Origin of the sequence: Spirosoma utsteinense (assembly GCF_014282275.1) — a bacterium.
Taxonomy (GTDB): domain Bacteria; phylum Bacteroidota; class Bacteroidia; order Cytophagales; family Spirosomataceae; genus Spirosoma; species Spirosoma utsteinense.
The window spans coordinates 102,209-126,240 of sequence record NZ_VFIA01000008.1 but is presented as its reverse complement, the minus strand read 5'-3'; the positions used below and the strand labels follow the sequence as shown (position 1 = coordinate 126,240).

Genomic DNA, 24,032 nt, shown 5'->3' with positions numbered 1-24,032 from the left:
GCACAGCATGAGACGGACTATTCCATTTGCCTTCCTTGCCGCGCTGGGCGTGCTGCTTAACAGCTTTTCAACGGCTGCTCTCGCTCAGGACGTGTCCAGCGCCGACGACCCGGTTGTTACGTTCATCCGGGCCAATCCAGCGCGATCGGCGGTTTTCCTGGTTCGTAATGATACAACGCTGGTGAGCCTTCGGCCCGATCAGCTGTTCCCACTGGCCAGCGCCGTCAAGACAATAGTAGCCATCGAATTTGCCAAACAGGCTGCTACGGGCAAGATAAAGGCCAATGAACTGATTCCTATTGCCGACACCGACCGGTACTATCTGCTCAACACCGACGGGGACGCACATCCACAGTGGAAAGCAAACCTGCTAGCTCAGTCGCTTATCAAAAAAGACAGTGTATCGTTGCTGGAAGTGGCAAAAGGGATGATCCGGTACAGCTCCAACGCGAACACCGAATACCTGATGGATCGGTTGGGGCTGGATGCGATCAACGCCAACCTGCGTGAACTGGGGCTCCGTAAACACGAACGACTGATTTATATGGTGTCCGGTTTGATGATCTACTCGACAGCTACTAAACAGGCTACCCTTCAGCAGGTTCGCGCGTTGTCGGCAAAGGCCTATGAAGCGCAGGCAGGTGCCATTCACCAGCGGTTGAAGCAGGTTGTCGACGGTTCGTTCAAAAAGGAGTTCATCTTTCCAGATATGGATCTGCAAAAACTATGGTCAGACCGGCTCACGGCGTCAACCGTGCAGGAATACGCATCGGTCATGCAGAAGCTGAGCAAGCGATCCTATTATAAACCGGCCGTTCAGGGGTACCTGGACCAGATAATGGAATGGCCATTTGCGGTCAATTCCGGTAATCGGCAGGTTTATGAACACATTGGGATGAAAGGCGGATCGACAGCGTTCGTGCTTACCAACGCCTTGTATGCGACCACGAAAGATGGTAACCGGTCGGAGCTGGTTGTGTTTTTCAATAACCTCACCCCCGCAGAGTCGGGTATGCTTCAGCAAAACCTGAACACGTTCCTCATCAATTGTGTGCAAACCAACCGCTACCGGAAGACGGTTGCTGCGTTGATCCCGTAAGCTGGTAATCCAGCGCCGGTCAGCCCTTGGCTGCTATCTTTTTTGCTGACGCCTTCCCCGTCGCCGACTTTTTTGGTTTTTTTCGCCCGCCATCGTCTTTCGACCGGTCGGACTGGGGTATCGCGTGTTTCTTCAGAATGCGTTCTTTTTCTTCCTCTCCCGTCCTGGTCTTGCGGGGCTGGTGAAGTTTCAGGCGCGCTTCGCGGGCCGAGATCATGATGTCTACAACAGGGTCGGGATAGTCGACACCGACCTGAAAATGGTACATAGCCTGCTCCAGGGGCGGCATCGTCCATGGCTCATGGATGTAGGCGACGGGGCACTTAGCCAGCTCCGGTACCCACTGCCGGATGAAAATGCCCTGCGGATCGTGGTCCTGCGACTGTTTCACCGGGTTGTAAATCCGGATGGTGTTGGTCCCCGTCATGCCCGCCTGCATCTGAATCTGGGCGTAATGGATGCCCGGCTCAAAATCGGTGTAGATCCGGGCCAGATGCCAGCCGCCCTCCTGCCAGTGTTGCAGAAGATGATGGGTCAGGAACGACGTCAGCATGGCGCGCATCCTGAAGTTGATATAGCCGGTGGCGGTCAGGCAGCGCATACAGGCGTCGACGAGCGGGTAACCCGTTTTCCCGTCCCGCCAGGCCGCATACTGGCTGGCGTTTTCGTTCTTTTCGATGCCATCGAAAGCGCGATTTACATTCTCGAACTCCATCCGGTCTTCCCCTTCGAATTTCTGAATGAAGTGGCAATGCCACCGCAGCCGGGAGGCAAACGCATTGAACTGCCTCCCCAAGCCGGGTAGGGCCGTTTGTTTGGCGGCCAGTGCCTGCGCCTGGTACACCTGCCGGATGCTCAGACAGCCCCAGGCGATGTAGGGCGATACCCGGCTGCACCCCCGGCGACTGGCTAGCGGCTTTGAAATGGAGGCAGCATACAGGGCGATGCGCTCGGTCAGAAAGCTGTTCAGGTAACGGTAGGCGTTGTGTTCGCCACCGGGCTGGAACAGGGCGTTCGGTGCCAGCCAGTCGGCGGGCAGGTCGGGGCCGCGCGCTGCCTGATACCAGCTGTCGGGCAGGTTGGCCGGATACCAGCGGCTCAGGTCGGGATGCTGCTGCGGGGCACGCATGGTTTGCTGCCAGGCGTCGGCCCAGGTGTCGCGGTTTCTCAGGCGACGGATCACGCCATTACTTTGAAATTCCTGCCAGGCAACCCCCTCGTCGCGGCAAAACTGCGCAACGGCCTTGTCGCGGTCGTAGGTCACTTTCAGACCGGTTTCCTCATACGAGAAAAGGGTGTTAATGGTGAACCGGGCCTGCAACGCCTTCAACACGTCCAGTACTTCGCGGTGAAAAACCCAAACGGCTGGCGGGCCTGTTTCAGGGGGTGTTGGGTCGGGTTCATCGTCGAACTCGAACGGCAGCCATTCGTGGACCAGACTCGCTTCAGCCGGCGGGTGGTCGGGTGGCGTGGGCAGCGTTGCCAGTTGCTGGTTCAGGTCGGCCAGGCATTCCCGCACGAACCGCCAGTGACGTGGGTCGTAATTCGGGTCGGCGATGACTGAAGGTTCAAAACAGTAGAGCAGCAGCAGCGGCCGTTTCCGAACGCCCGTGCCCGCTGTTATGGCCGCCTGTAGCGGGGCATGGTCGCGCAGGCGCAGGTCGCGCTTGAACCAGAGAATGTCGAGGGCCGGGCGATGGATCATGGTTTCAGGTCTGATACAATCGACTGTACTATATATTTGTTTAGCTTCACCCACCCGAAATCAACGCACGCATGACCCCGGAAACCGCTTTTCAGTATGCCAACCTGCTGGTGCTGCCCCAGTGGATTATGATGATCGTGGCTCCGCGCTGGCGTATGACACAGCTGCTGACTCAACGGCTGCCTGTTCCTATGATTTTGGGCGTCATGTATCTGTACTGGCTGTTTGGAGCACCGGTAGCGGGCAACGGCGCAACGCTCGATTTCGGGGCGTTCAGCACCTTGCAGGGCGTTATGTCGCTGATGGGGGGTGGCCAGAAAGAAGCCGCCCTGGCCGGATGGATCCACTACCTGGCCTTCGATCTGGTGGCGGGGAGCTATATCCTGCGCGACGGGCAGTCGAGGAGTATCCATCATGGCTGGCTTATTCCGTGTATGGTCCTGTGTTTTATTCTGGGACCAAGCGGATTGGTTGGGTATGGATTGCTGCGGCTGGTTCTGCCAAATCAGGAACAAACAAAATTTTAATCGTATCCTAAACAATTTTGCTTGACAATAGTTTGGGGCCTTTCTATATTCACGGATTAACTACGAAGCCGATAGATTGGCTTTATACCGTAACTTATAGTGAAGACTCCCGTTCGAATTCTTTTGTTGATTGCTATGTCTATCGGGCTGCATCAGCCGCTGACAGTTGCCCAGACCATCACCCCCGTTGAGGCCCGTCAGGACCTTGGTTTCCTCAAGCGAAAGCTCGATCTGCTACACCCCGGAATGGGTTTCTACACGCCCCAGTTTCGGATGGAGCAGCTGTACGATTCACTCTACAATCGGCTGACGGCCCCTATGGATTACCTGGCGTTCTTTCATCACGTCAGTCCGCTCGTTACGGCCCTCAAGGACGGGCACACGAACCTGAACCACCGCAAAAATTTTATTGGCCGGTCAACGCGGTTCATTCCGTTTTTTATCCGTCCCGTTGGCGACGAATATTTTATCAGCCATAACGTTTCGGCCGACACCAGCCTGAAGCGGGGTGCCGAACTGCTGACCATCAATAACCGCCCGGTGGCCGATCTTCACCGGGAGTTGATGGAATACGACCATTCCGGCTCCGACGGCGACAACCTCACCGGTCGGCGGCAGTGGAGCCTGGTGCAGTTTGCCGATTATTACGCGGCCTGGTTCGGCTCTGCCGATTCGATCAGCATTACCTACCGGTCGACCGCCGATACGCTTATCCGGCAAACCCGCGTACGCTGCTCAACGCTCAACAGTTTCCGGGCCACATTACACAAGCGGTACCAATATGAACTCGACACCCGCCCCAACCTGTCGGTCCGCGTTGTCGATTCGCTGACCCGAACGGCCGTGCTGCGGGTATCTTCTTTCATGGGCGTCAAGAAAATGGACCCGTTCCAGTGGGCCTTCAACCGGCGGCTCAAGCAGTCGTTTCGGGCGATAAAACGCCAGAATATCCAGAATTTAGTGGTCGACATGCAGGGAAACGGGGGCGGCATTGTCATGAACTCGGCCCGGTTGTTACGGTACTGGATGCCCGGTTCGTTTTCGGTCATGGAGCATGAAGAAATGAAGAGCGCGGCCCGCGCCGAACTCGTTACCCGCTGGAACCCCCTGTCGGCGCTGAATTTCAGCATGCGATACCGTTCCACCCGGTCGGGAGGCTTCGTCAGCCGGTCGGCGCGCCACCGCTACCGGCCCTATCACCGGAAGGCGTTTACCGGCAACCTGTATTTCATGATGAATGGGGCCTCGTTTTCGGCGGCTACGTCGGTGCTGGCCAAAACGCTCGATGCGGGTATGGGGACGTTTGTTGGCGAAGCCAGTGGCAGTGCTTACTGGGGCGATTTTGCGGGTCATTTTAAAACGGTTACACTCCCTAACTCGCGGATGCAGGTGCGTATCCCGCTCAAGAAACTGATCCATTCGGTTGGTGCCGACCGGGCCAATGGATTCACGGTCGAGCCGGATTTTACGGTCACCCGCACCTACGACGACGTGCTCACCAACCGCGATTACGTACTGGCCTATACGCTTCGGCTAATCCGGGAGGGCATCGTAATCCGGCCGGGTCTATCCAGTCTGGATAAGCAACCGGTCAGGTCCCGTCCGTTGCAGGCCTCACGCTAACGTTTTTTCGGTACCAGCGCATCGCATTGTCAGGTGGAGCGCTACTTTTGCACCTTTGTACTTAGTTTTTAGTTGTATGATTGAGCTAAAAGACTATGAACTGCCCGGAATGCCGGTGGTGTTGATCCGTTCTGGCGAACAACCCAATGTTGGCAAGTCCGCACAAACTATCTTTCGTGTATTGCATCGTTGACGTAGAAACCACGGGGGGCGTAAATGGCCCCACTCGCCTGACCGAAATCGCTATCTTCCGCCATGATGGGCAGCAGGTGGTCGATTCGTTTCACTCCCTGCTCAATCCGGGATGCCCCATCCCTCCGTTTATTCGGCACCTGACCGGTATTTCCGATGCCATGGTTGCCGACGCTCCTGTCTTTGCCGATGTGGCCCGGGAGGTGCTCGACATTACAAAGGATGCTGTTTTTGTGGCGCATAACGTAGGCTTCGATTTCAATTTCATCAAGAAGGAGTTGGGCTGGCTTGGCTATGATTACTTCCGCCAAACCCTCTGCACTGTCCGAACGAGCCGCAAGCTCATTCCCGGTTATCCGTCCTACAGCCTGGGCAAGCTTTGTCAATCGCTCGATATTCCCCTTAACGGTCGCCACCGTGCCCAGGGTGACGCTGCTGCTACGGTCCGGTTATTCGAGATGCTGCTGCGGCACGACGATAAGGGGTTGATCCCGCGTGTGCTGTCGACCCCTCCGCTATCCCGCTGAGCTGGTCGGCGAAGGAACCCGGTTTCGGAAGCTATGCCGCAGGTATAGACTGGCCGGACCGGTTGGTACCTCGATCTGCACACTTGTCCCGAATCCCGGCTGGGTCTGCCAGTTTATTTTTCCGTTCAGGATCGCCACCCGCGAGTCGATACCACCCAGGCCCAGGCCCGATGCCGTGCGCCGGGCTTTGTCGTAGTCGAAACCCTGTCCATCGTCGCTATAGGCCAGCAGCATCCGGTCGGGCTGTTGCTGAATATGTAGCTCGATACGCTGTGCATTGGCATGTTTGAGCGAGTTGCTTAGCAGTTCCTGCGTTATCCGGTATAGCATCACTTCGGTATCGGCCGATGGGCGGGCCGGGGGGGGCGCGTCTGGTCTGGACGCCTGATCGGCATCTGCCTCGCCCACATGCAGCGCGGTGCTGATGACACCGCTGGCACTGACGCGGGCGAAAAGCTCTTCTACGGCAACGACGTAGCCATGCTGCTCCAGTGTTTGAGGGTTCAGCTTGCGAAGCAGGTTCCGGATGTCGTTGATCGTATCGTTGAGCAGGCCGAAGATAGTAGTCTTGAGCGACAGGATTTCCGGGGTTTCAACCGCCTGCTGGGTCAGCTGCGTCGTGTAGAGCTTGATGGTTGCCAGCCGGGTTCCAATTTCGTCGTGTAAATCGCGGGCAATGTCTTTTTTAACCTTTTCCTGAATGCTGTAGGCCAGTCGAAGCCGGTCGGCCTGGTGGTGGCGAATGGCTTTTTCGCGTTGCCGGACCCAGGCTAGTATGCCCAGCAGGATGAGGACGATGCAGAACAGGACAAACGGGATCGTTTGCCAGAAAGGCGGGCTGATCCGGATGCTGAGCTGGCGGCTCTGGTGGCTCCAGTGCCCATCCTTGTTGGCTGCCTTTACCTGGAATATATAGTTGCCCGGCGGCAGATTAGCGTACCGGACATAATTCTTTTCGCCGGCCATAACCCAGTGCGGGTCGTAATGGGTAAGTTGATACTGGTAGGCGTTACGGCCGTTGCTCCGGTAGTCGAGGGCTGCAAACTCCATCGAAATCGTGTTCTGGCCATGCTCCAGGTCGATCTGATTGCGTTCCCCCACGTATTCATCGGAGCGGAACGGTTCCTCGTTGACATTGAAACTGTAGATATGAACCGGCGAACTGACCGGCGAGCTATGGAACTGGTCGGGCCGGAACCGGTTAAACCCACAAACGCCCCCAAAATACAACTCACCCGAAGCTGTTTGCAAGTAGGCGTTGCCATTGAATTCATACCCTTGCAGACCGTCGTTGAGGTCGAAGTTCTTGATGGTCCCCGTGGCCGGATCGAGTCGCGCGATGCCGCGGTTCGTGCTGAGCCAGATGCTGTTACGGCCATCAGCCAGGGAGCCGTAAACGAATGAGTTAGCCAGCCCCTGTTTGGTAGTATAGGCGGTTGTTTTCCCGGTTTTGGGCTGCAACGCCACCAACCCCTGGTTGGTAGCCAGCCACAGCAGCCGGCGGGCCGGATCGGGGCGCAGGTGGAGCACCATATACCCCGCCAGGCCCGACCGGATCTTGCGCCAGGGGCCCCCGGCATGGTCCGGCAACTGATAGCAGCAATAGCCGTTCAGGTAGGTGCCGATCCATAATTGACGGGCAGGCGCATCATACCAGAGGCTGAATACGTTCTCGTTTTCCATTATCGCCAGTTTCGACCAGCTGTGCCGGGCCGTATTCAGCGAATACAAACCATCCTCGGTAGCGGCCACCAGCGTGGAGTCGTCGATGCTTATCATATTGCGCACGTAATTATCGGTTACGTGGCTGGTTTTGTCGGAGAACGGAATTGGTTTGAAGGTCTGCTTTTCAGGATCGAAGGCCAGTACACCGCCCGGTGCGCCAACCCAGATACGGTGTTGCGGATCGCGGTAGATACTCCGGGCGATGTTGTGCAGGGGTAAAGCTCCCTGATTCTGCCCGGTAAGGTAGCGCTTTACCACCTGGTTGGTTTGCGGGTTGATTACGTCGATGCCGTTCGAGGTAGCAATCCACACCCGGTCGAACCGTTCTTCCAGAAACCCCCGGATGGTGTAACTGCTGAGCCGCTGCTCAGGAGACGGCAGCGCCACCGACTGCCGTTTGGTGAGGCCATTGAACAGGAAAGCATCGGGGATGATGCGCGCCAGCCCGTTCGGGTCTACATTGGCCCAGATGATGCCCAGATCGTCGACATACACCTTGTTGATCTCGAATTCGCTCAGCCGCTGGTTTACGTTGGTGAACACATCGACCTGACCGAACAGGTGCGACCGCTCATCGAAATACAAAACACCATTGCGCTGGGTGCCGAGCCACAGCCGGCCGCGCCGGTCGGGCGCAATGCTGTAGACGGCACTCACGGGCTGGGTACCCTGCCAGTCGTATGACTGAAACGTATGGTGGTGGTAATCGAACCGGATCAGGCCGGTATCGGTGCCAAGCCAGGCAATACCCCGGGCATCGACAAAGAAGGAAAAGACGATTCGGGCGGGACCAAAGCGATTGTCGGGCCGATCGCTGAAATAGCGCGACAGGGTCCGGTTGTGCAGGTTATAGCGAATCAGCCCCCTGGGCGCGTGTAGCCAGACATCGCCTGTGGCCGTTAGTACGGTCGAGTTGGGCAGGTCATACTCCTGGTTCAGGCGGATATCGGCCGATATGATCGTCTTTCGATGGGTCTTGTAATTAAACCGAACCAGCCCCTCGGCATCGCTCAGGTAAAGTAGTTCGGTCTGGCTGGCATGAAAGGGGACGGTCCGGCTGAACAATTGCTTTTTCGCAGGCCCGGTAGCCAGAAAGCAGTCGAACCGGTCGCGCCGACGGTCGTAGCGGTTGAGGCCGTCTTCGGTGCCGATCCACAAATTACCTTCCGGGTCTTCAACGATGCCGAGAATATTAATGCCCCGGATAGCACCCGACGGCAAGCGGGCGGAGTCTGCGGGAGACACGGGCAGGCTGGTCGGCTGAAACGTGCGAAACCGGTGTCCGTCGTATCGATTGAGGCCATCCTGGGTGCCAAACCACAAAAAGCCCCGGCTATCTTTCAGCATCGAGTAAACGGACCCCTGTGTCAGTCCGTTGTTGACGCCGATATGATCGACCCGAAACGCCATATCGGGCGTCGGGGGTATTTGTGACCAGGCAGACGGGGCCAATAGGCCCCAGCCGACAGCCAGACAGATACCGCGTAAAAGTAAACGCATCGTAACAGAGGAAGGTAGAACTAAGGGACTGTAAATGAGCTACCTATTTGTCGTATTTCCAAGTCTATAAATGAACAAGAGTTTTAAATAAACACGAGAGGCTATTGCGTTGGATGGCTGGTTCCCCGGCGGGTTTGCCTTTTCGGCTCCCGGGGGCGTTATTCGTAGATCGATTGCACATCATAACCTTCTCGCAGTTCCATCTCATGTATTCGTTCAAACCCATTTACCTGTTGCTCATGCTGAGTTCATCTGTTGCCGTAGGTCAGGGCGACTCCCAACTATCTTATCCCAAGGCCCGGAAGACCGACCAGGCCGACGACTACCACGGCACGAAAGTTGCCGATCCATACCGGTGGCTCGAAGACGACCGCTCTGCCGAAACAGCCGACTGGGTGAAGGCTCAGAATAAGGTTACGTTCGGTTACCTGGAGCAGATACCGTATCGGAAACAGCTTCAGACGCGGCTGGAGCAGGTCTACAATTACCCGAAGTATTCGGCCCCCAGTCGTAAGGGCGAGTGGTTTTACTTCTCCAAAAACGACGGGCTGCAAAATCAGTCGGTGCTGTACCGCCAGAAGGGCCTCGATGGTAAACCCGAACTGGTTATCGACCCCAACAAACTTTCGGCCGACGGCACAACACGGCTGGGTGCGTTCTCGCTGTCCAAAGACGGTAAATACGCCGTGGTGGGCCTCTCGAAAGGCGGGTCTGACTGGCAGGAATACCAGATTATGGACCTCTCGACCAAAAAATACCTGGCTGAAACGATCGAATGGGTAAAAGTGTCGGGAGCCGCCTGGCAGGGCAATGGTTTCTACTACAGCCGCTATCCCAAACCCGAAGGCTCGGCACTGGCGGCTAAAAATGAGAACCACCAGGTTTTTTTCCATACGCTGAATACTCCGCAGTCGGCCGACCGGCTGGTGTATGAAGACGCCAAGAGTCCGCAGCGGTTCCATACCGTCGGCACCACCGACGACGAGCGGTTTGTCTTGCTCACCATTAGCGACCGGGGCCAGGGAAAAGATGGTAACGCGCTATTCTTCATCGACGCCCAATCGGCTCAAAAGACGTTTGCGCCGGTTGTGGCCGAGGTGACGGATTTCAGCTATGGCGTGGTAGATAACGACGGCGACCGGTTGCTGATCATAACGAATGAGAAAGCCCCCAACAGTAAGGTCGTCGCCTTCGACACGAAAAAACGCGTTTTCTCGACGCTCATTGCCGAACGGCCCGAGCCAATTGCCGAAAACAGCGTGAGCGCGGCCGGGGGTAAACTGTTCGTGGAATATTCGAAAGACGTGACCTCGCAGGTACAGGTGTTCAGCTACGCCGGTAAGCCGGAGAGCGAGATCAAACTGCCCGCTATTGGATCGGCCGGGGGATTTGGGGGCGAAAAAGACGATAAGTTCGTGTTCTATTCGTTTACCTCCTTCACCTTCCCGCCTACCATTTACCGCTACGACATAGCTACGCGCAAGAGCACTGTTTTTCGGGCACCCGAAGTCGATTTCAACCCGGGCGATTACGAAACGAAGCAGGTGTTTTATGCCAGTAAAGACGGCACGAAGGTGCCAATGTTCCTGACCTACCGCAAAGGGCTGAAACTCGACGGCACCAACCCGACGCTGTTGTATGGCTACGGTGGATTCAATATCAGCCTGCCGCCGGCCTTCAGTCCGCTCAGGATTCCGTTTCTGGAGCAGGGTGGCATATATGCACAGGCCAACCTGCGCGGGGGCAGTGAATATGGCGAAACCTGGCACGAGCAGGGTATGAAACTTAAGAAACAGAATGTTTTTGACGATTTTATCGGGGCGGCCGAATACCTGATTGCCCAGAAGTACACCAGTCCGGCTAAACTCGCCATTCAGGGTGGTTCCAACGGAGGACTACTCGTTGGGGCGGTCATGAACCAGCGGCCCGAGTTGTTCCGGGTGGCGATTCCGCAGGTGGGCGTGATGGACATGCTCCGGTTCCACAAGTTTACCATCGGCTGGAACTGGATCGCCGACTATGGCAGCAGCGATAAGGCCGACGAGTTCAAGGCGTTGTATGCCTATTCGCCGGTGCATAATCTGAAAGCGGGTCTCAACTACCCTGCCACCATGATCACCACCGCCGACCACGACGACCGCGTGGTCCCGGCTCACTCGTTCAAATATGCCGCCACATTGCAGGAAGTATATAAAGGCACGAACCCGGTTCTGATTCGGGTCGATGTGAACTCCGGCCACGGAGCCAGCAATACCAAAAAGAACATCGAAACAACCGCCGATATCTACTCCTTCATTCTCTGGAACATGGGGGTGAAAAGTTTGAAAGAAGTAGCCAGTAAGTAGGCTACCCCGTATTTTTCTTAAAAAACCGGACAAAGAAACTGTCCGGTTTTTTTTGAGAAAACCTGTTTGAAGTGATAGGATTAGCCGTAATTTTAGCCGTTAACCAATCATTCATTATACTATCATGAAACAACTATTCCTATTCTGTCTCCTCTCTCTGGCAACCCTCACGGCCCGCGCTGCCGATTTGCCGGCAGCGGAATACGTCATCGACGATCAGCAGGTTGAACAGCTTTTCGCGCAGAGCGAAGATGTTAGTTTGGCTACTGTGAGTGCCAATCTGCTCAACAGCCAGCAGATGAATGGAACCCTGAGCGGTACGGCCCGGGTGAAAGCTACCAAAGAGTTTGTTCCGGCGCTGTTGCTGAACCTCTTCCTGGGCGGTCTGGGTATTCACCGGCTTTACCTGGGAACCGAAACGCTGACCTGGGTCGGCTATATCCTGACCTGCGGGGGTATTTTCGGAGTTGTCCCGCTGATCGATTTAATCGTGCTGATTATCGATAATGATAACATCTCGCCTTACGTCGATAACCCGAAGTTTTTTATGTGGTCCGGCAGGCTGTAGTCTCGCTGCTTCATTCAGACGCCCCGCTCCCGGTCGAGAGCGGGGCGTTCTGTTTTTATGTCCGGCTATTCGATCAGTTTCAGTACCTGTTGCCGGAGCTGGCTGTTGAATGCCGCAGCCCGTTGCTGGTTTAGCTGCCGTACCAGCACCTCCGCTCTGCGCACACCGCCCGCGTGGAACGAACCAAACAAACCCGCCCCAACACCCCAGGCCGAGAGATAATAGCCCCGCAAAAAACTTGTAATGCCGAAATACAGACCGGCCGACTGGACCAGAATACTCAGGCCTGCTTCGCCGGGTTTCCCGGCATAGAACTGACCGGCACCCGGAATGAAGGTCGAGAGCCATTGGGCCTTCTTTTCACTTTTTAGCCGGGGTAGTTGTTTGTAAGGCGTTTGAACCGTGTCGGCATGCGTATAGGTGGCCAGCGCCCGGTAGGCGGTGTCGGCCTCGGTCCAGCGGTTCAGCTCGTTCAGGGACAGCACCCGTACCGCCATCAGCAGGGGCGGGGCCGGTATGTCGGGGTGTAGATAAGGCAATCGATCCAGCAACGAGAGCGTGTTCTCGAACTGCCCGGCGAGGTAGGCACACAGAATTTGTTCCCGCCGGAGCTGGTACGTTAAACTGTCTGGATAAATGGCCTGGATCTGGCTGTTCAGAAAGGTTACAGCTTGTGCGTTCAGTCCCTGCTGTTTCAAACAACGCGCTTTACCCATAGCGGCCGAAAACTGTTCGACAGGTTCGGTCGACATGAAAAGTACCCGTTCATAGGTCACCCGGGCCGCCAGGTAGTGCCCGGCTGCAAACAGCGAGTCGCCGGTAGTCTGCGCGCTAGCGATTGAGCAGATTCCGCAGAGGAATGTGCATATCAAACAAAATCTTGTTGTCATAAACCCGGTTAAATTCATCCCGCCGGACTTTAACAGCCAGCGTACTCCCCCAGACATTACCCACATAAAAAACGGTGAAGAGCGAGCCGAAGCCCAGGAAACGCAGACTCGTCGGGCCATCTTTCCGGTAGCCCTCCCAGGTTAGTAACCCCAGCATCAGCACGGGTAAGAAAGACGCTATACCCTGCCGGGCTTTGCCCGCATACCATTTTCCGGATCCGGGCACAACGGCGCTCATCAGGCCTGCCAGCGCCGGAGACCGTCGTTTCTGGGCTAGCAGGGCCCGGCGGTGGGCATCCAGTCGGGTTTCCTCGGCGCTCAGTGCGTAGGACGAGTAGGTAAACTGCTGCCGGAGTGTGTCATAACGGCCGTACTGCCGTTGTAACAGGGCCAGGCCAGCCTGCTCAAAAGCCCGCAGTTCGCGCAGGGTCGAGTCGGGGGCGGGCAGGCGATTCATAACCGCCCGGGCCGAATCCCGTTGGTTTTGAAAGGCCAGGCAATAGGCCCCGAAATAGTGCGCTTTCAGGTAGAAAGGGGAGGCTGGCGATACGGCCAGCAGTTGCTCACCAGCTTCATCGAGCGATTTGGCACTGTAGGTGAGCCAACCCCTGAGGTAAGCCAGTGAATCACGCTGGGGCACGGTCAGGGTATTTTTGTCGAACGCCTGCAAAACGAATAAGGCTTCGTCGGTGGCTTCTTTATCGGCGAGGTAGCGCGCAAACTGCCATTCGCTGCCGAAGGTTGCTGGCTGACAATGGGCGGCTCCGGCAATAAGTCCAAGCACAAGCAGTAACCAGGAACGAACGTAGGTCATCGGTAGCGGCTCGGTGAGTCCAGAATCGTGCCATCGACCGGGCTAATGTCTACCGATGGTACATCCATCAAGCCAATCCGATTGCAGCGCATGATCCGGGCGGCGCTGAGAAAAACGCCTTTCACCAGCCCATACTCTTCAATAGCCTGTTTGCTGAAGTTGGAGCAGGTAATCTGGTAGGGGCAACTGCGCGCCAGTTGCTGGGACATAAGCCGCTGATAGCCCAGCAAAACACCTTTCAGCGCCAGCGAAACCGGATTATACTGCGCCAGCCAGCGCTGACGCCGAAACTGCATGGGCCGGTCGGAGTTACCGGCCCGGTGGTAGTTGGCAAAAGCCGCGTTGTTCCGGAAATCGCGGTCGGCCAGCAACTGACGGTCTGAGACGGGAGTTTGGGCGCTTACGCGAGACAGTACGCCCAGCGTTAGGACCCCTATAGTCAGGTAGTAGTTCATTGCTCTGTTTTGGCATTGGCCGGAATGGCGTACTCGAAGTAGGGGCTGGTGGCAACCTGGTTCAAGCGGAAATCGCTGTAAACCGTTTTCGATACGGTCGAGTCCCGCTCCTGATACACGATCTCAGTTGTTGTAGCCGGAAAAAGGCGTCCTTCAATAGGTTGATAGCCATAGTAGAATACTTTCCGGATGATTTTTCCGGCACTATTGGCGTAGTGCATATAAATCGGATTTGCCCGGTCATACACGATCCGGACACGCTGAATCGGAGATTTGGCGTTGGGGGTTTTCAGGCGCCACTCGGTGATGAGCAGTTTGCCGGTATGGCTGGTTTTATCCTGCACGAACCCCAGCTGGTTCAGGCCCATGTCGGTGGTAGTCCCATTGAGGAAGAAGGCGAGTTGCGTTGTCTGGGTGCTGAATGCTTCGCTCTGGTAGCGGATTACGGCGTTTCGGCTGGGGTCGTAGATGCGGGTTTCGCCCAGCTTATTCGCCAGGATAACGAGGTCGCGGGGGAAGGTGAAGTGCGTGACCATGTTGCCGTTTCGCTGGTAGAACATCTCTCCGCGTATGGTAACGGATTTGCCCTGCTGCACCTGCCGGGTTGTGATCGTCGCCGACAAACGCTCGATGGTTTGGGGAGACAGAAAAAAGAAACTGGTAACGAAAAGAGGAATCAGGCTTTTCATGGAGTCGGCGGGTCATCAAGAAAGGCCAAAAATAAACAATCCCGACCATTTCGTAGCCGGGATGGTGCTGAATGACAAACAACAGATTATAGTTGGGTTTGATTAGCGTCTTCCGAAAGACATGTACGTAAAAAGGCTCCCTGAAACATATCCGGGAGCCTTTTTTAGGTAGAAAGAGTCTTTTAAAGTTTTAGGGTTACACCCAACTTAAGCGTGGCTAAGCTTGAGCCAAACTCAGCAAAGCCGCCCAAAGTCTCCGTAAAGAAATAGCGGCCGCCAATGTGAATAGGTACGTAAGTAGTGCTATACGTGTCTGATATGCCGATAGACCGTAGATAGGTGTCACCGTACGAAAGTCTGTAATAGGAAATTCCTATACCAGCGTACAAATCAGCTTTATCTGTTGTGAGGTTCAGGATCTCGTTGAAGTGATAAGAACCACGAGCGCCAATATCGAACGAATTAACCCCACTGCCGTATCCACGGTAGCCAAGTACACCACCTACCGTAATATTCTTTGCGACGCCAAAATCTGCTGCGGCATTTAAACCAAGGCCACTGCCGTTGAAATAACCATATCCGCCAACGCCGATACCGAGGTTTACAAATTTAGTGCCTTTGTCGACGGCAAGCTGAGCGAAGGACTGTGTTGACGCCATCAGTACAAGGGCGAACAGCAAGACTGAAAAGTTGAATTTTTTCATGTGATACACTGGATTAACGTAAAACTTGGGACAAATAAAGTTGATTACCGGCAGGCAACAAGCGTGTGTGCGAACCTCTTATCTATCGGTCATATATTGTCGTATGCTGGCCCGAAAAGGCAAACATGCCTGGGTAAAGTACGGCAACTAAGGTTAGCTTCTCCCATCAGGTAGCTGTTACCTAACACAGCACTTATAACAAATCCATCAACCTATCTATTCTAAGTATCTAAAGACGTTCGGCGTTGCCAGGGTTATAGGGTACTCTGGTAAACCGCCGTTCAGCCATAAGACTCAACGTATGACCGGGAAAAACATAGCTTCACTTCAGGATAGTACCGCCGAAAACGAGCGATTGCGGTTTGCCCTTCAGGCGGCCGCAGTTGGTACGTGGGATATAGATATTCGGAATGGGGTGGCCTGGTGGGACCAGTGCACGAAAGAACTCTATGGTTTTTCGGGAACCGACACGCGGGCCTTCAACTCCATTGATCAACTGTTGGCGTACGTCCATCCCGATGATCGAAAACAGGTGCAGCAGGCTATGCAGGGTGCCATAGAAAGGCGTATGGATGGGGCGTATGACATTGAATTTCGCATTAACAGGCTGGATGACAGTCACGTACGCTGGCTGCACGCGAAAGGGCAAGCCTACTTCGATGAGCAGGGACAGGCCTACCGGTTTTCGGGAATTGCTCAGGATATTACCCAGCAGGTACTGGCCCGGCAAACAACGCAGGAAGCGCGGGAAGCGTTACAGCGGGCTATCGAACTGGCTGAACTGGGAACCTGGGAGTATGATCTGATTAGCGGTACGATCGAGTACTCCCCCCGGCTCAGGGTCTGGCATGGTATGGGCCCAGCGGAGGTGACCACTCCGGAAAAGGCCTTCCGGTTCGTTCGGGAGGCCGACGGGGCGCTGGTCAGGAAAGCCATGATCCAGGCTACTACCGCCGGATCGGATGGGCATTATGAGGTAGAGTATCGGATAATCGATGCCACAACCGGCTCGGAGCGAATCCTGCAATCCCTGGGCAAAGCGTATCCTGACCAACAGGGCCAGCCTTATAAGATCAGCGGCACCGTGCAGGACGTTACCCAGCAGCGACAGCTGCAAATTGCCCTGGAGCAGCAGGTCATGCAGCGTACCCGGCAGTTACAGGCTTCTATTCAGGATCTACGGCGGTCCAATGAGAATTTGCAGCAGTTTGCCTATGTGGCTTCGCATGATTTACAGGAGCCCCTGCGGAAGATCCAACAGTTTGGCGATTTACTGGCGATGGATTTTGCGGACTCGTCGGGTCACGAACTGGATTACCTGAGTCGGATGCAGTCGGCCGCCAGCCGCATGTCGATGTTGATAAAGGACCTGCTGACGTTCTCCCGTCTGTCTTTCAATCAGGCTCCTTCCGTGGCCGTGTCCCTGGCTATGGCCGTTGACGACGCGGTGGAAAACTTGTCGGTCCTGATCGGGGAAACGAATGCGAAAGTTCAGGTAGACGACCTCCCTGTCATCCAGGGCGATGTCACTCAGATAGGCCAGCTTTTCCAGAATCTGTTATCAAACGCCCTGAAATTCAGCCGGACCGATGAGGCTGGCAAAAAAATGGCTCCTCAGGTACATATCTCGGCTAAAAGGCTGGCGGCTCCCGACCTGCCAGCGGGGGTAAAACCCATCCGATTGGCGGAAGCCTATTGCCGGATCGATGTATCGGATCAGGGTATTGGGTTTGAAGCTCAGCACGTGAACCGGATCTTTCAGGTATTTCAGCGGCTCCACAGAAAGGATCAATATGCGGGTACGGGAATCGGGTTGGCTATCTGTCAGAAGGTGGTTGAAAATCACGGTGGAGCCATTACGGCTAGCAGCAAACCCGGCGAAGGAACCACCTTCAGTGTATATCTGCCTGCCTGAATAGCGGGTGCCGTACCAAATACTGGCAGCTACTATTCAGGCCTGACCGTTTCACGGAGGTGTGCCCGAATACAAAAGCCCGACCATGGTGATATGGCCGGGCTTTGCTTACTGCATTAAGGTACAATTTATATCTATGGGGTAGATTGACGGGACCGCTTATTTTCAGACGGGAAGAATCGATATGGTCACCAGAATAAAGGCCCGGCTAATAAGTCCGGGCCTTTATGGTACCTCAGCGAAACAATTTGACCGCACGTTCAAATTGTGTACAGTTGACGTTTAGACATAAAGTTGCGGGCGGGTCACATTGAAGACTATTTTTTCTATGGACGTTCTTATAGCTGCCAGATTTGCACGATCTGCCTGGTAACCCCCGACTACGTGCGTACCGAAGCCGGTCAGTCACCGATTCGTTTGATACCCAGTTCCGTAACGATGGCATCAATCGACTGTTCGGCTTTATGAAGTTCATTGGCCGTATGAGCCAGCAGATGGATCAGGTCGGTTAGCTTCTCGATATTGTGCTGAATACGGGTTTGATCGCCGTTTCTGGTGATGATAACGTAAGCATCAGGCGGGTGACCAACTGTTTTTCAACGAACGGCTTTTTGCTGTCTGTCACTGCTGGCGAGGTAGGTGAGGGCTACCTGTTCGATCAGGTCAGGATCAGTACACAGCACTGGCTCGTTGTCGTGCTGGTACAAACTGGCCTGGGATAAAAGTGAATCATAAATGCCAAAGGGAGCAAGGTCATTATCCTCATACCCCCAGCCCAGAAAGTCAAGGGCCAGTTTTTCAGTAGGGAATCCTTTGGCCAGCACCTTTTTTGACTGCTGGTATATCGAAATAAAACGCACGTAGTTGCCGGTTTATAAAGTCTGTGAACGTTAGACCCGAAAAGTGGCTGGAAGGGTTGCGGCTGGTGCAAAAAAAGTGATGCCCGCTACCTCAACGTAGACCTAACGGGCTGTTTTTTTACTAGCTATGGGCTGGCTATATGCTGCATGGATGAAACAGCGAGGCCAGGTTTGGGCGAAGGAGTTGTGCCGTGCAGTTTGTGCGTCTCTTGTTAAATGTAGCACGTTCAAATTTGGCTTGCCAACGAAGTTAACGCGTATAGGGGTCGCCGTTAACCGGAGTAATAGGTTTTTCTAATCAATGCTTAGCTGCGTACAGGTAGTGTTTTACATGATCTATGATGATCGCCGGTAACCCTGCTTTGATGATGGGTGGCCGCTTTGACAAGAATCAGAGTGGGTAATGACGCGTATCATGAACGCTTCTTTTCCCCAATTTTATCTTTGAGTTGTCAAACCCGTTCAGGATTTCACGATGGCCCTTGTTTCAGTCAGCCAGGGGTCGGTAGTAGCCTGGACGGCCACGTCCGGGAGTGAAATGGGAATAAGCTTACCCGGACGTAGCTGTCCAGGCTACTACCGCCCACGTCCTGCCAGTAAGCCTAAACAGGTTCGTCAAGACTAACCTATCTCACGATCATGGGGCAACTCTGGAACATGATTATTGCTGGATTATTCGCTGGTGTAGTCGGATGGTTAATGGTTGCTCCCTTAACGCTGGTGATCGATACAACCCGGCAACGGTATGCATTGGAATGGCGCGGGCTGGTTAGGGTCCGTTTGGTTCCAGATGGATGTATTCACTTGTGGGTAGTGGGCTGGACGAAACTAATCGATCCCTTTCGCCAACCAACGGTGAAAAGGCAGAAGCCATCCAAACCGAAACGGCCCCAGCCGCCACACAGGCAACGGCCATCGATCCGGACAATTATCAGAATCAGCCGGATTCTGCTGAGAACTTTTCGGGTTCGGACGTGTGAAGTTGAACTGGACACGTCCGACTTTGGGCTTAATGCTTATCTCTATCCCGTTTTCGGACTTCTGAGTAGGCCCGGACGGCGGTTGCATATCAATTTTAATGGCACTGTAGCGGTTAGACTCCGTATCGAGAACCGACCCTACCGACTGTTGATCGCTTACATCTATCTATTTATACATTTAAAATCAAGCAGTCATGACAACATCCATCAATGAAGTACTAAATAATGTAACGGAGTTTCTGCGTTCTGAGGCAAAAACAGATACTGTAATTGGGCAGTCCTTTCAATTAGGCATTTTTTCCTGCGTTCCAGTGATTCGGATCGGTATGGGTTTCGGGTTCGGTGGGGGCGAAGGTGAAGACAAGAAGCAGGGCCATGGAGAAGGCAGTGGTGCCGGTGCCGGCTACGGCATTGAACCAATTGGTTTTCTGGTGAGTAAAGACGATCAGATTCAGTTCATTGCCACTAAGCAGTCGAGGGGGTTAAGCGAAGTCTTTGAGAAAATGCCCGATTTGCTGGAGAAATTCATGAACAGGAAACAGCAGCCGGATCCGGTAGTAACTGCCTGACTGTGAATTTAGTATCGGCTAAGCGTTTGCCGATGCAATCGGGTTTTCAGTACCATTGACAGAAATTTGAGGAGCATAAACAGGTTGGCGGATTAAAAAACGCCAACCTGAATGCCCTGAAACGAGCAACGATGGCGTCTGCGGCATTGAGCCGGTGACTGTAAAACGAATCACAAGGGTTAAATCCCTGAGCGATGCGGAAAGTAAAGATTGACGCTATCTGCGACGAAATTCTGCGGTAGAACATCAACCCGGCCAAGCCGAAGAAATAGTCAACAGCTGAACTCTGCCTGACCTGGGTGGGCCTGGCTACCAGTGTCAATTGCCAATTTAAGTGACAAAACTACGCGAGTGACGCCTGTGCTCGTAAAACCCTGCCCGGTATATTCTCGCCGGGCCAGTTAGCTGTTCAAACTGGCATTTCTCGTGAAATGATGAAAAATCACCTTTCCCGCCACCACTGATTTTCCGGCTGATTGCTCTGTGTTTTGGCAGAGCATTCAATCAACTTACCAACCGGGTAACGCTGCCCATTGATTCAGGTATAGGCTTATGCCTGAGGAAAGGGCTACTCGTAAGGAACGCACTGGGCCGAAGTTTCGCAAGCCACATCAAATTATTGTAAACTCTAACTGGCACGTATCATGAAAATGCAGCTATACCTACAACGCTTTGTGTTACGCAGCCCTTGGTTCGGCGGCCTTTTGCTGACGACTGTTCTGTATCTGGGCACTGTGATGAATTTGTCGGCCCAAACTATTGAATGGCAAAAAACTTTTGGTGGCACAAGGGCTGAATTTGCTACGGCAACCATCGAAACGTCGGACGGAAGCTATCTGGTGGCTGGCACAACCGAATCAACCGATGGCCAAGTAAGTGGTAATCATGGTCAGGTTGATGTGTGGATCATTAAGATAAATAAATCTGGAAACCTGGTTTGGCAAAAAACGTACGGGGGTACCAACTTTGAATGGATTTGGGCTATTACTGAAGCGCCGGATGGCGGATACGCGTTGGCTGGATATACACTCTCCAACGATGGCGACGTTAGTGGAAATCATGGGGGGACCGACGTTTGGGTAATTAAGATTGATGACGCGGGAAATCTGCTCTGGCAAAAAACACTGGGAGGAACAGGTACCGAACAGGTCTGGGCTATCAAACAGGCACCGGAAGGCGGATATATTCTGGCGGGATCTACCGATTCCAATGATGGTCAGGTAAGCGGCAATCATGGTCAGACCGACTTGTGGCTGGTCAGGCTTAGCAACGTTGGTGAACTACTTTGGCAAAAAACGCTGGGAGGGACGGGTCACGATAATGCCCGCTCAATTACTTCGGCCATAGAGGGTGGATATACAATAGCGGGCAGTACCAGCTCCAGCGATGGCGATGTCAGTGGGGGCCACCCTAGTGGCGATGCCTGGGTGGTCCACGTCAACGGGTCAGGGGATCTTGTCTGGCAAAAGACATACGGAGGTGCTGGATTTGAGTCGTTCAATGCTATTCTCACTCAGCCAGACGGTAGCTACATACTGACCGGAAACACGTCCTCTACTGACGGCGACGTAAGTGGCAATCACGGAAACAACGATGTCTGGCTGGTTAAACTGAACCAAACGGGAAGTCTCATTCGTCAGAAGACTTTTGGTGGTTCTGATTCTGATTATGGTGTGTCTGTTTTGACAACGGCAGACGGCGGGCTTGTCATAGCTGCGGATGCCAGTTCTACTAACGGGGATGTAACGGGCAATCACGGAATTGGCGATTTCTGGGTTTTCAAACTTGATAATGCCTGGAATCTGCTCTGGCAAAAAGCATTGGGGGGCTCGCAATATGAATTCGTCTCATCAATTATCCTCCCGAAAGAGGGTGGCTACCTACTAGTGGGTGAAACCTATTCCAACGATGGCGAGGTCACCGGTAGTCATGGATTCAGTGAGTTTTGGGTCGTTAAAATTCGGGGGGGCATCCAGCTTCTTCCTCCTTCCTATGATTGTGGTTCCGGCCAGATTACGTTCAACACCAGCGGGGGCGACGGTTCGCCTGTCACCTACCAGGCACCTGGTATCACCCGTGCCGCTGCAACGGACGCGTTCGGTACGGTAGAGGCCGAACTGCGGGCGGACCCCAAACCCATCACTATTTGGGCAACCCAAGCCGGCCATACCAGCACCTTTGTTTTTGATCTGGCCGCAGCTTGTTCGTCTCCCGGTGGTGCTTTGAGCCTGCTGCTGCCCACCTATGACTGCCAAACGGGGGCTTTTCGCTTCAACGTCCGTGGGGGCGACGGCTCCCCCGTTGAGTACCGCGCCGTGCCGGGTATCACCGACTGGACCACTAACCCCAACGCATATGTTGACCGTGAAATCCGCACTGCAGCTGATGCACCTCCCATCATCCTGCAGGCCCGTCAGCGGGGCCGGGAGGCCAACCTGGACTGGAATATTCGTGGGGTGTGTCCCGTTGGAGGCCGCCTGGGCGCAGCCGGTGGCAGCCCAACCGACCGTCTCTTGCAGATGCGCGTATGGGGCAATCCGGTCGAGTCTACAGCCATTGAGGTGGAGGTCAGTGGAGAAACAGGCCAGTCGGCACAACTCTCGCTGACCAGCCAGCGGGGTCAGGTGCTGTATCGCCGGGCTATGCACCTGTCGGGTGCCGCCGACCGGGTGAGCGTGCCCGTCGGAGCGGAGCACGGTCTGCTCCTGCTGGATCTGCGGTCGACTACCGATCGGCAACAGATCAGGACAATCAGAATTTTAGCGCAGTGATAAGGTCTGCGCCCGTGCGATCAGTAGTAGTAGTTACCGAAAAATTTTGATAGCGATGATTTGGAACACAACACATTTTCCGGCGGCTATGCGTTCTTTAAACCCACAAACCCGGGCAAAAGCCATTGAAATTGCCAATGATCTGATGCGGCAGGGAGAGCAAGATAAACAGACTGCTATTGCCAATAGCAGTCGGGAAGCCCGGACCCAGGCGCGCCGGGAGTATGCTGAAGCGACCGATCATTTGTTCAGCAAAAAACCGTGTGCTACTGATTAGACAGGTCTGGTAGTAAGATTAACGCGAACTTCTGAGCCTTTCGATTTATCGATAAATAGTCGAAATCAGCCGCAGAGTCCAGTACGTTAACATGCTTTAGGGCTGTATCAACTGCGGCTTACCCATATTTGGGCAAAGCGGAACCGCTGATAAGGAATACCGCGCTTAGCACAGGAAATGCCCGTGGTTACCAATAGCTCATACCCAAAAGGCCCTTTATTTTTGTTGTCTAATCATCTACACGTTAACGAATGGTGGGGTTGTTGTTCAGAAAAGAGCCGCTGATTGTACCGAACTTCCAACGCAACACTTCGTTTCCAACGAATCCAGGATCGATTTAGGCCGGTAGCTTGCTCAAGCGCTAACCGGTAGTCTGCTACGACCTGCCGTTTGAGTTTGTAGGACACCGCCCCGCGTTCTCCAGAATAAAAAAAGCCTGCTTTCATGGTTTTCGTGGTCTCTGTTCAACCGTCATGATAACCCAGAAGCCTATTTCGGTGGTACTTTACTGGTAGTGAATAGGTTTAGTCGACTAACGTTCCAGTAGCATCACGGGGAGAAATTTGCTCGCTGCGCCATGACCGTCGATCCAGCCTACGTACAATAGGGTACCGCACTCATCATCACTTATAAACCACCATTGGTTAACAAACAAAAAGCCCCTTTTCAGGGGCTCAGTGATGATTTGTACGTAATAGTCTACACTTGCTCAACGGACTTCAATTTCTCTTTGAATACTTTTTTAAACTTGTCCAGTTTCGGGGCGATCACGAAAGCGCAGTATCCCTGGTTCGGGTTCTTGGCAAAATAACTCTGATGATACGCTTCGGCAGTGTAGAACGTCTCAGCCGGGCTGATCTCCGTCACGATGGGGCTGCTGTATGCTTCGGCTTTGTCCAGTTCGGTTTTAGCCGTTTCGGCCAGGCGCTTCTGCTCGTCGTTGTGGTAAAAGATCACCGAGCGATACTGTGTGCCTACGTCGGCGCCCTGCCGGTTCAGCGTCGTTGGATCGTGACTCCGGAAGAAGGCCTCCAGCAGTTCCTGGTAGGTTATTTTTTTGGGGTCGTAAAGCACCTCCACACACTCGGCGTGGCCAGTGGTACCGGTACATACTTCATTGTAGGTGGGGTTAGCCTTCTGCCCGCCTTCGTAGCCCGATACGGCGTCGAAAACGCCGTCCAGTGACTCATAAAGGGCTTCGGTACACCAGAAGCAGCCAGTGCCGAAGGTAGCTTTCTCAAGGTTCTCGGATTGATACGTGGTCATAATCGTTGGTTTCTGTTGAACAACCGGCCGT

21 protein-coding genes are annotated in these 24,032 nt (G+C 54.3%); 12 read left to right on the top strand and 9 right to left on the bottom strand.

Features of this window, described 5'->3' with window-relative positions:
* Window positions 1-7: 7 nt before the first annotated feature.
* Complete coding sequence (locus tag FH603_RS08410) at window positions 8-1,099, top strand: serine hydrolase (RefSeq protein ID WP_186737022.1); 1,092 nt, start codon at window positions 8-10, stop codon at window positions 1,097-1,099.
* 19 nt (window positions 1,100-1,118) lie between these two features.
* Here the strand turns inward: FH603_RS08410 and FH603_RS08405 are convergent, their stop codons facing one another.
* The gene (locus FH603_RS08405) at window positions 1,119-2,804 is read right to left on the bottom strand and encodes a cryptochrome/deoxyribodipyrimidine photo-lyase family protein (protein WP_186737021.1); all 1,686 of its coding nucleotides are present in this window, start codon (window positions 2,802-2,804) and stop codon (window positions 1,119-1,121) included.
* A gap of 71 nt (window positions 2,805-2,875) precedes the next feature.
* Between FH603_RS08405 and FH603_RS08400 the strand changes: the two genes are divergently transcribed.
* From FH603_RS08400 to FH603_RS08390, 3 genes are all read left to right on the top strand, one after another.
* Window positions 2,876-3,331: an ABA4-like family protein gene (locus tag FH603_RS08400; protein ID WP_186737020.1), complete on the top strand. Its 456-nt coding sequence runs from the start codon at window positions 2,876-2,878 to the stop codon at window positions 3,329-3,331.
* 135 nt (window positions 3,332-3,466) lie between these two features.
* Window positions 3,467-4,954: a S41 family peptidase gene (locus tag FH603_RS08395; RefSeq protein ID WP_186737019.1), complete on the top strand. Its 1,488-nt coding sequence runs from the start codon at window positions 3,467-3,469 to the stop codon at window positions 4,952-4,954.
* Window positions 4,955-5,130: 176 nt separating this feature from the next.
* Window positions 5,131-5,673 carry a 3'-5' exonuclease gene (locus FH603_RS08390; protein WP_186737092.1) on the top strand — a complete coding sequence of 181 codons (543 nt, stop codon included), beginning with the start codon at window positions 5,131-5,133 and terminating at the stop codon, window positions 5,671-5,673.
* Here the strand turns inward: FH603_RS08390 and FH603_RS08385 are convergent.
* Window positions 5,662-8,898 (bottom strand): sensor histidine kinase, encoded by a 3,237-nt coding sequence (locus FH603_RS08385; protein ID WP_186737018.1) that lies wholly within the window; start codon window positions 8,896-8,898, stop codon window positions 5,662-5,664. The two genes, FH603_RS08390 and FH603_RS08385, sit on opposite strands and share 12 nt — an antisense overlap.
* A gap of 239 nt (window positions 8,899-9,137) precedes the next feature.
* On the opposite strand from FH603_RS08385, the gene FH603_RS08380 reads away from it, so the two are divergent.
* Both FH603_RS08380 and FH603_RS08375 read left to right on the top strand, forming a co-directional pair.
* Window positions 9,138-11,243: a prolyl oligopeptidase family serine peptidase gene (locus tag FH603_RS08380; RefSeq protein WP_186737091.1), complete on the top strand. Its 2,106-nt coding sequence runs from the start codon at window positions 9,138-9,140 to the stop codon at window positions 11,241-11,243.
* A 124-nt stretch (window positions 11,244-11,367) separates the two neighbouring features.
* The gene (locus tag FH603_RS08375) at window positions 11,368-11,811 is read left to right on the top strand and encodes an NINE protein (RefSeq protein WP_186737017.1); all 444 of its coding nucleotides are present in this window, start codon (window positions 11,368-11,370) and stop codon (window positions 11,809-11,811) included.
* Between the two features lie 65 nt (window positions 11,812-11,876).
* Here FH603_RS08375 and FH603_RS08370 read toward each other — a convergent pair whose 3' ends face one another.
* The 5 genes from FH603_RS08370 to FH603_RS08350 all read right to left on the bottom strand — a co-directional run bounded on the left by FH603_RS08370 (window position 11,877) and on the right by FH603_RS08350 (window position 15,363).
* Window positions 11,877-12,701 carry a hypothetical protein gene (locus FH603_RS08370; RefSeq protein WP_186737016.1) on the bottom strand — a complete coding sequence of 275 codons (825 nt, stop codon included), beginning with the start codon at window positions 12,699-12,701 and terminating at the stop codon, window positions 11,877-11,879.
* On the bottom strand, window positions 12,643-13,515 hold the full coding sequence (locus FH603_RS08365) for a tetratricopeptide repeat protein (RefSeq protein ID WP_186737015.1): 873 nt from the start codon (window positions 13,513-13,515) through the stop codon (window positions 12,643-12,645). The genes FH603_RS08370 and FH603_RS08365 overlap by 59 nt, the downstream gene beginning before the upstream one ends.
* The gene (gene yidD, locus FH603_RS08360) at window positions 13,512-13,970 is read right to left on the bottom strand and encodes a membrane protein insertion efficiency factor YidD (protein ID WP_186737014.1); all 459 of its coding nucleotides are present in this window, start codon (window positions 13,968-13,970) and stop codon (window positions 13,512-13,514) included. Before yidD ends, FH603_RS08365 begins: the two co-directional genes overlap by 4 nt.
* On the bottom strand, window positions 13,967-14,659 hold the full coding sequence (locus FH603_RS08355; RefSeq protein WP_186737013.1) for a LolA family protein: 693 nt from the start codon (window positions 14,657-14,659) through the stop codon (window positions 13,967-13,969). The genes yidD and FH603_RS08355 overlap by 4 nt, the downstream gene beginning before the upstream one ends.
* Window positions 14,660-14,841: 182 nt before the next feature.
* On the bottom strand, window positions 14,842-15,363 hold the full coding sequence (locus tag FH603_RS08350; RefSeq protein ID WP_186737012.1) for a hypothetical protein: 522 nt from the start codon (window positions 15,361-15,363) through the stop codon (window positions 14,842-14,844).
* A gap of 301 nt (window positions 15,364-15,664) precedes the next feature.
* Between FH603_RS08350 and FH603_RS08345 the strand changes: the two genes are divergently transcribed.
* Window positions 15,665-17,278 (top strand): sensor histidine kinase, encoded by a 1,614-nt coding sequence (locus FH603_RS08345; RefSeq protein WP_186737011.1) that lies wholly within the window; start codon window positions 15,665-15,667, stop codon window positions 17,276-17,278.
* 353 nt (window positions 17,279-17,631) lie between these two features.
* Window positions 17,632-17,790: a hypothetical protein gene (locus FH603_RS08340; RefSeq protein WP_186737010.1), complete on the top strand. Its 159-nt coding sequence runs from the start codon at window positions 17,632-17,634 to the stop codon at window positions 17,788-17,790.
* An 84-nt stretch (window positions 17,791-17,874) separates the two neighbouring features.
* On the opposite strand, the gene FH603_RS08335 is transcribed toward FH603_RS08340, so the two are convergent.
* A complete protein-coding gene (locus FH603_RS08335) occupies window positions 17,875-18,138 on the bottom strand; it encodes a hypothetical protein (RefSeq protein WP_186737009.1) in 264 nt (87 codons plus the stop codon).
* A gap of 794 nt (window positions 18,139-18,932) precedes the next feature.
* Here FH603_RS08335 and FH603_RS08330 point away from each other — a divergent pair.
* The 4 genes from FH603_RS08330 to FH603_RS08315 all read left to right on the top strand — a co-directional run bounded on the left by FH603_RS08330 (window position 18,933) and on the right by FH603_RS08315 (window position 22,735).
* Window positions 18,933-19,118, top strand: coding sequence for a hypothetical protein (locus FH603_RS08330; protein WP_186737008.1), 186 nt, complete (start codon window positions 18,933-18,935; stop codon window positions 19,116-19,118).
* A gap of 194 nt (window positions 19,119-19,312) precedes the next feature.
* Window positions 19,313-19,687, top strand: coding sequence for a GerW family sporulation protein (locus FH603_RS08325; RefSeq protein WP_186737007.1), 375 nt, complete (start codon window positions 19,313-19,315; stop codon window positions 19,685-19,687).
* 644 nt (window positions 19,688-20,331) lie between these two features.
* Window positions 20,332-22,458: an autotransporter outer membrane beta-barrel domain-containing protein gene (locus tag FH603_RS08320; protein ID WP_186737006.1), complete on the top strand. Its 2,127-nt coding sequence runs from the start codon at window positions 20,332-20,334 to the stop codon at window positions 22,456-22,458.
* A gap of 88 nt (window positions 22,459-22,546) precedes the next feature.
* Complete coding sequence (locus FH603_RS08315) at window positions 22,547-22,735, top strand: DUF2188 domain-containing protein (RefSeq protein ID WP_244967996.1); 189 nt, start codon at window positions 22,547-22,549, stop codon at window positions 22,733-22,735.
* Between the two features lie 699 nt (window positions 22,736-23,434).
* On the opposite strand, the gene msrA is transcribed toward FH603_RS08315, so the two are convergent.
* Window positions 23,435-24,001, bottom strand: coding sequence for a peptide-methionine (S)-S-oxide reductase MsrA (msrA, locus tag FH603_RS08310; RefSeq protein ID WP_186737089.1), 567 nt, complete (start codon window positions 23,999-24,001; stop codon window positions 23,435-23,437).
* Window positions 24,002-24,032 lie beyond the last annotated feature (31 nt).

Coding starts and splice junctions, on each gene's coding strand:
- FH603_RS08325 (WP_186737007.1), top strand. CDS start 19,313: ATGACAACATCCATCAATGAAGTACTAAATAATGTAACGGAGTTTCTG.
- FH603_RS08330 (WP_186737008.1), top strand. CDS start 18,933: ATGTATTCACTTGTGGGTAGTGGGCTGGACGAAACTAATCGATCCCTT.
- FH603_RS08350 (WP_186737012.1), bottom strand. CDS start 15,363: ATGAAAAAATTCAACTTTTCAGTCTTGCTGTTCGCCCTTGTACTGATG.
- FH603_RS08385 (WP_186737018.1), bottom strand. CDS start 8,898: ATGCGTTTACTTTTACGCGGTATCTGTCTGGCTGTCGGCTGGGGCCTA.
- FH603_RS08370 (WP_186737016.1), bottom strand. CDS start 12,701: ATGACAACAAGATTTTGTTTGATATGCACATTCCTCTGCGGAATCTGC.
- FH603_RS08375 (WP_186737017.1), top strand. CDS start 11,368: ATGAAACAACTATTCCTATTCTGTCTCCTCTCTCTGGCAACCCTCACG.
- FH603_RS08400 (WP_186737020.1), top strand. CDS start 2,876: ATGACCCCGGAAACCGCTTTTCAGTATGCCAACCTGCTGGTGCTGCCC.
- FH603_RS08320 (WP_186737006.1), top strand. CDS start 20,332: ATGAAAATGCAGCTATACCTACAACGCTTTGTGTTACGCAGCCCTTGG.
- yidD (WP_186737014.1), bottom strand. CDS start 13,970: ATGAACTACTACCTGACTATAGGGGTCCTAACGCTGGGCGTACTGTCT.
- FH603_RS08365 (WP_186737015.1), bottom strand. CDS start 13,515: ATGACCTACGTTCGTTCCTGGTTACTGCTTGTGCTTGGACTTATTGCC.
- FH603_RS08410 (WP_186737022.1), top strand. CDS start 8: ATGAGACGGACTATTCCATTTGCCTTCCTTGCCGCGCTGGGCGTGCTG.
- FH603_RS08345 (WP_186737011.1), top strand. CDS start 15,665: ATGACCGGGAAAAACATAGCTTCACTTCAGGATAGTACCGCCGAAAAC.
- FH603_RS08395 (WP_186737019.1), top strand. CDS start 3,467: ATGTCTATCGGGCTGCATCAGCCGCTGACAGTTGCCCAGACCATCACC.
- FH603_RS08405 (WP_186737021.1), bottom strand. CDS start 2,804: ATGATCCATCGCCCGGCCCTCGACATTCTCTGGTTCAAGCGCGACCTG.
- FH603_RS08355 (WP_186737013.1), bottom strand. CDS start 14,659: ATGAAAAGCCTGATTCCTCTTTTCGTTACCAGTTTCTTTTTTCTGTCT.
- FH603_RS08315 (WP_244967996.1), top strand. CDS start 22,547: ATGCGTTCTTTAAACCCACAAACCCGGGCAAAAGCCATTGAAATTGCC.
- FH603_RS08380 (WP_186737091.1), top strand. CDS start 9,138: ATGCTGAGTTCATCTGTTGCCGTAGGTCAGGGCGACTCCCAACTATCT.
- msrA (WP_186737089.1), bottom strand. CDS start 24,001: ATGACCACGTATCAATCCGAGAACCTTGAGAAAGCTACCTTCGGCACT.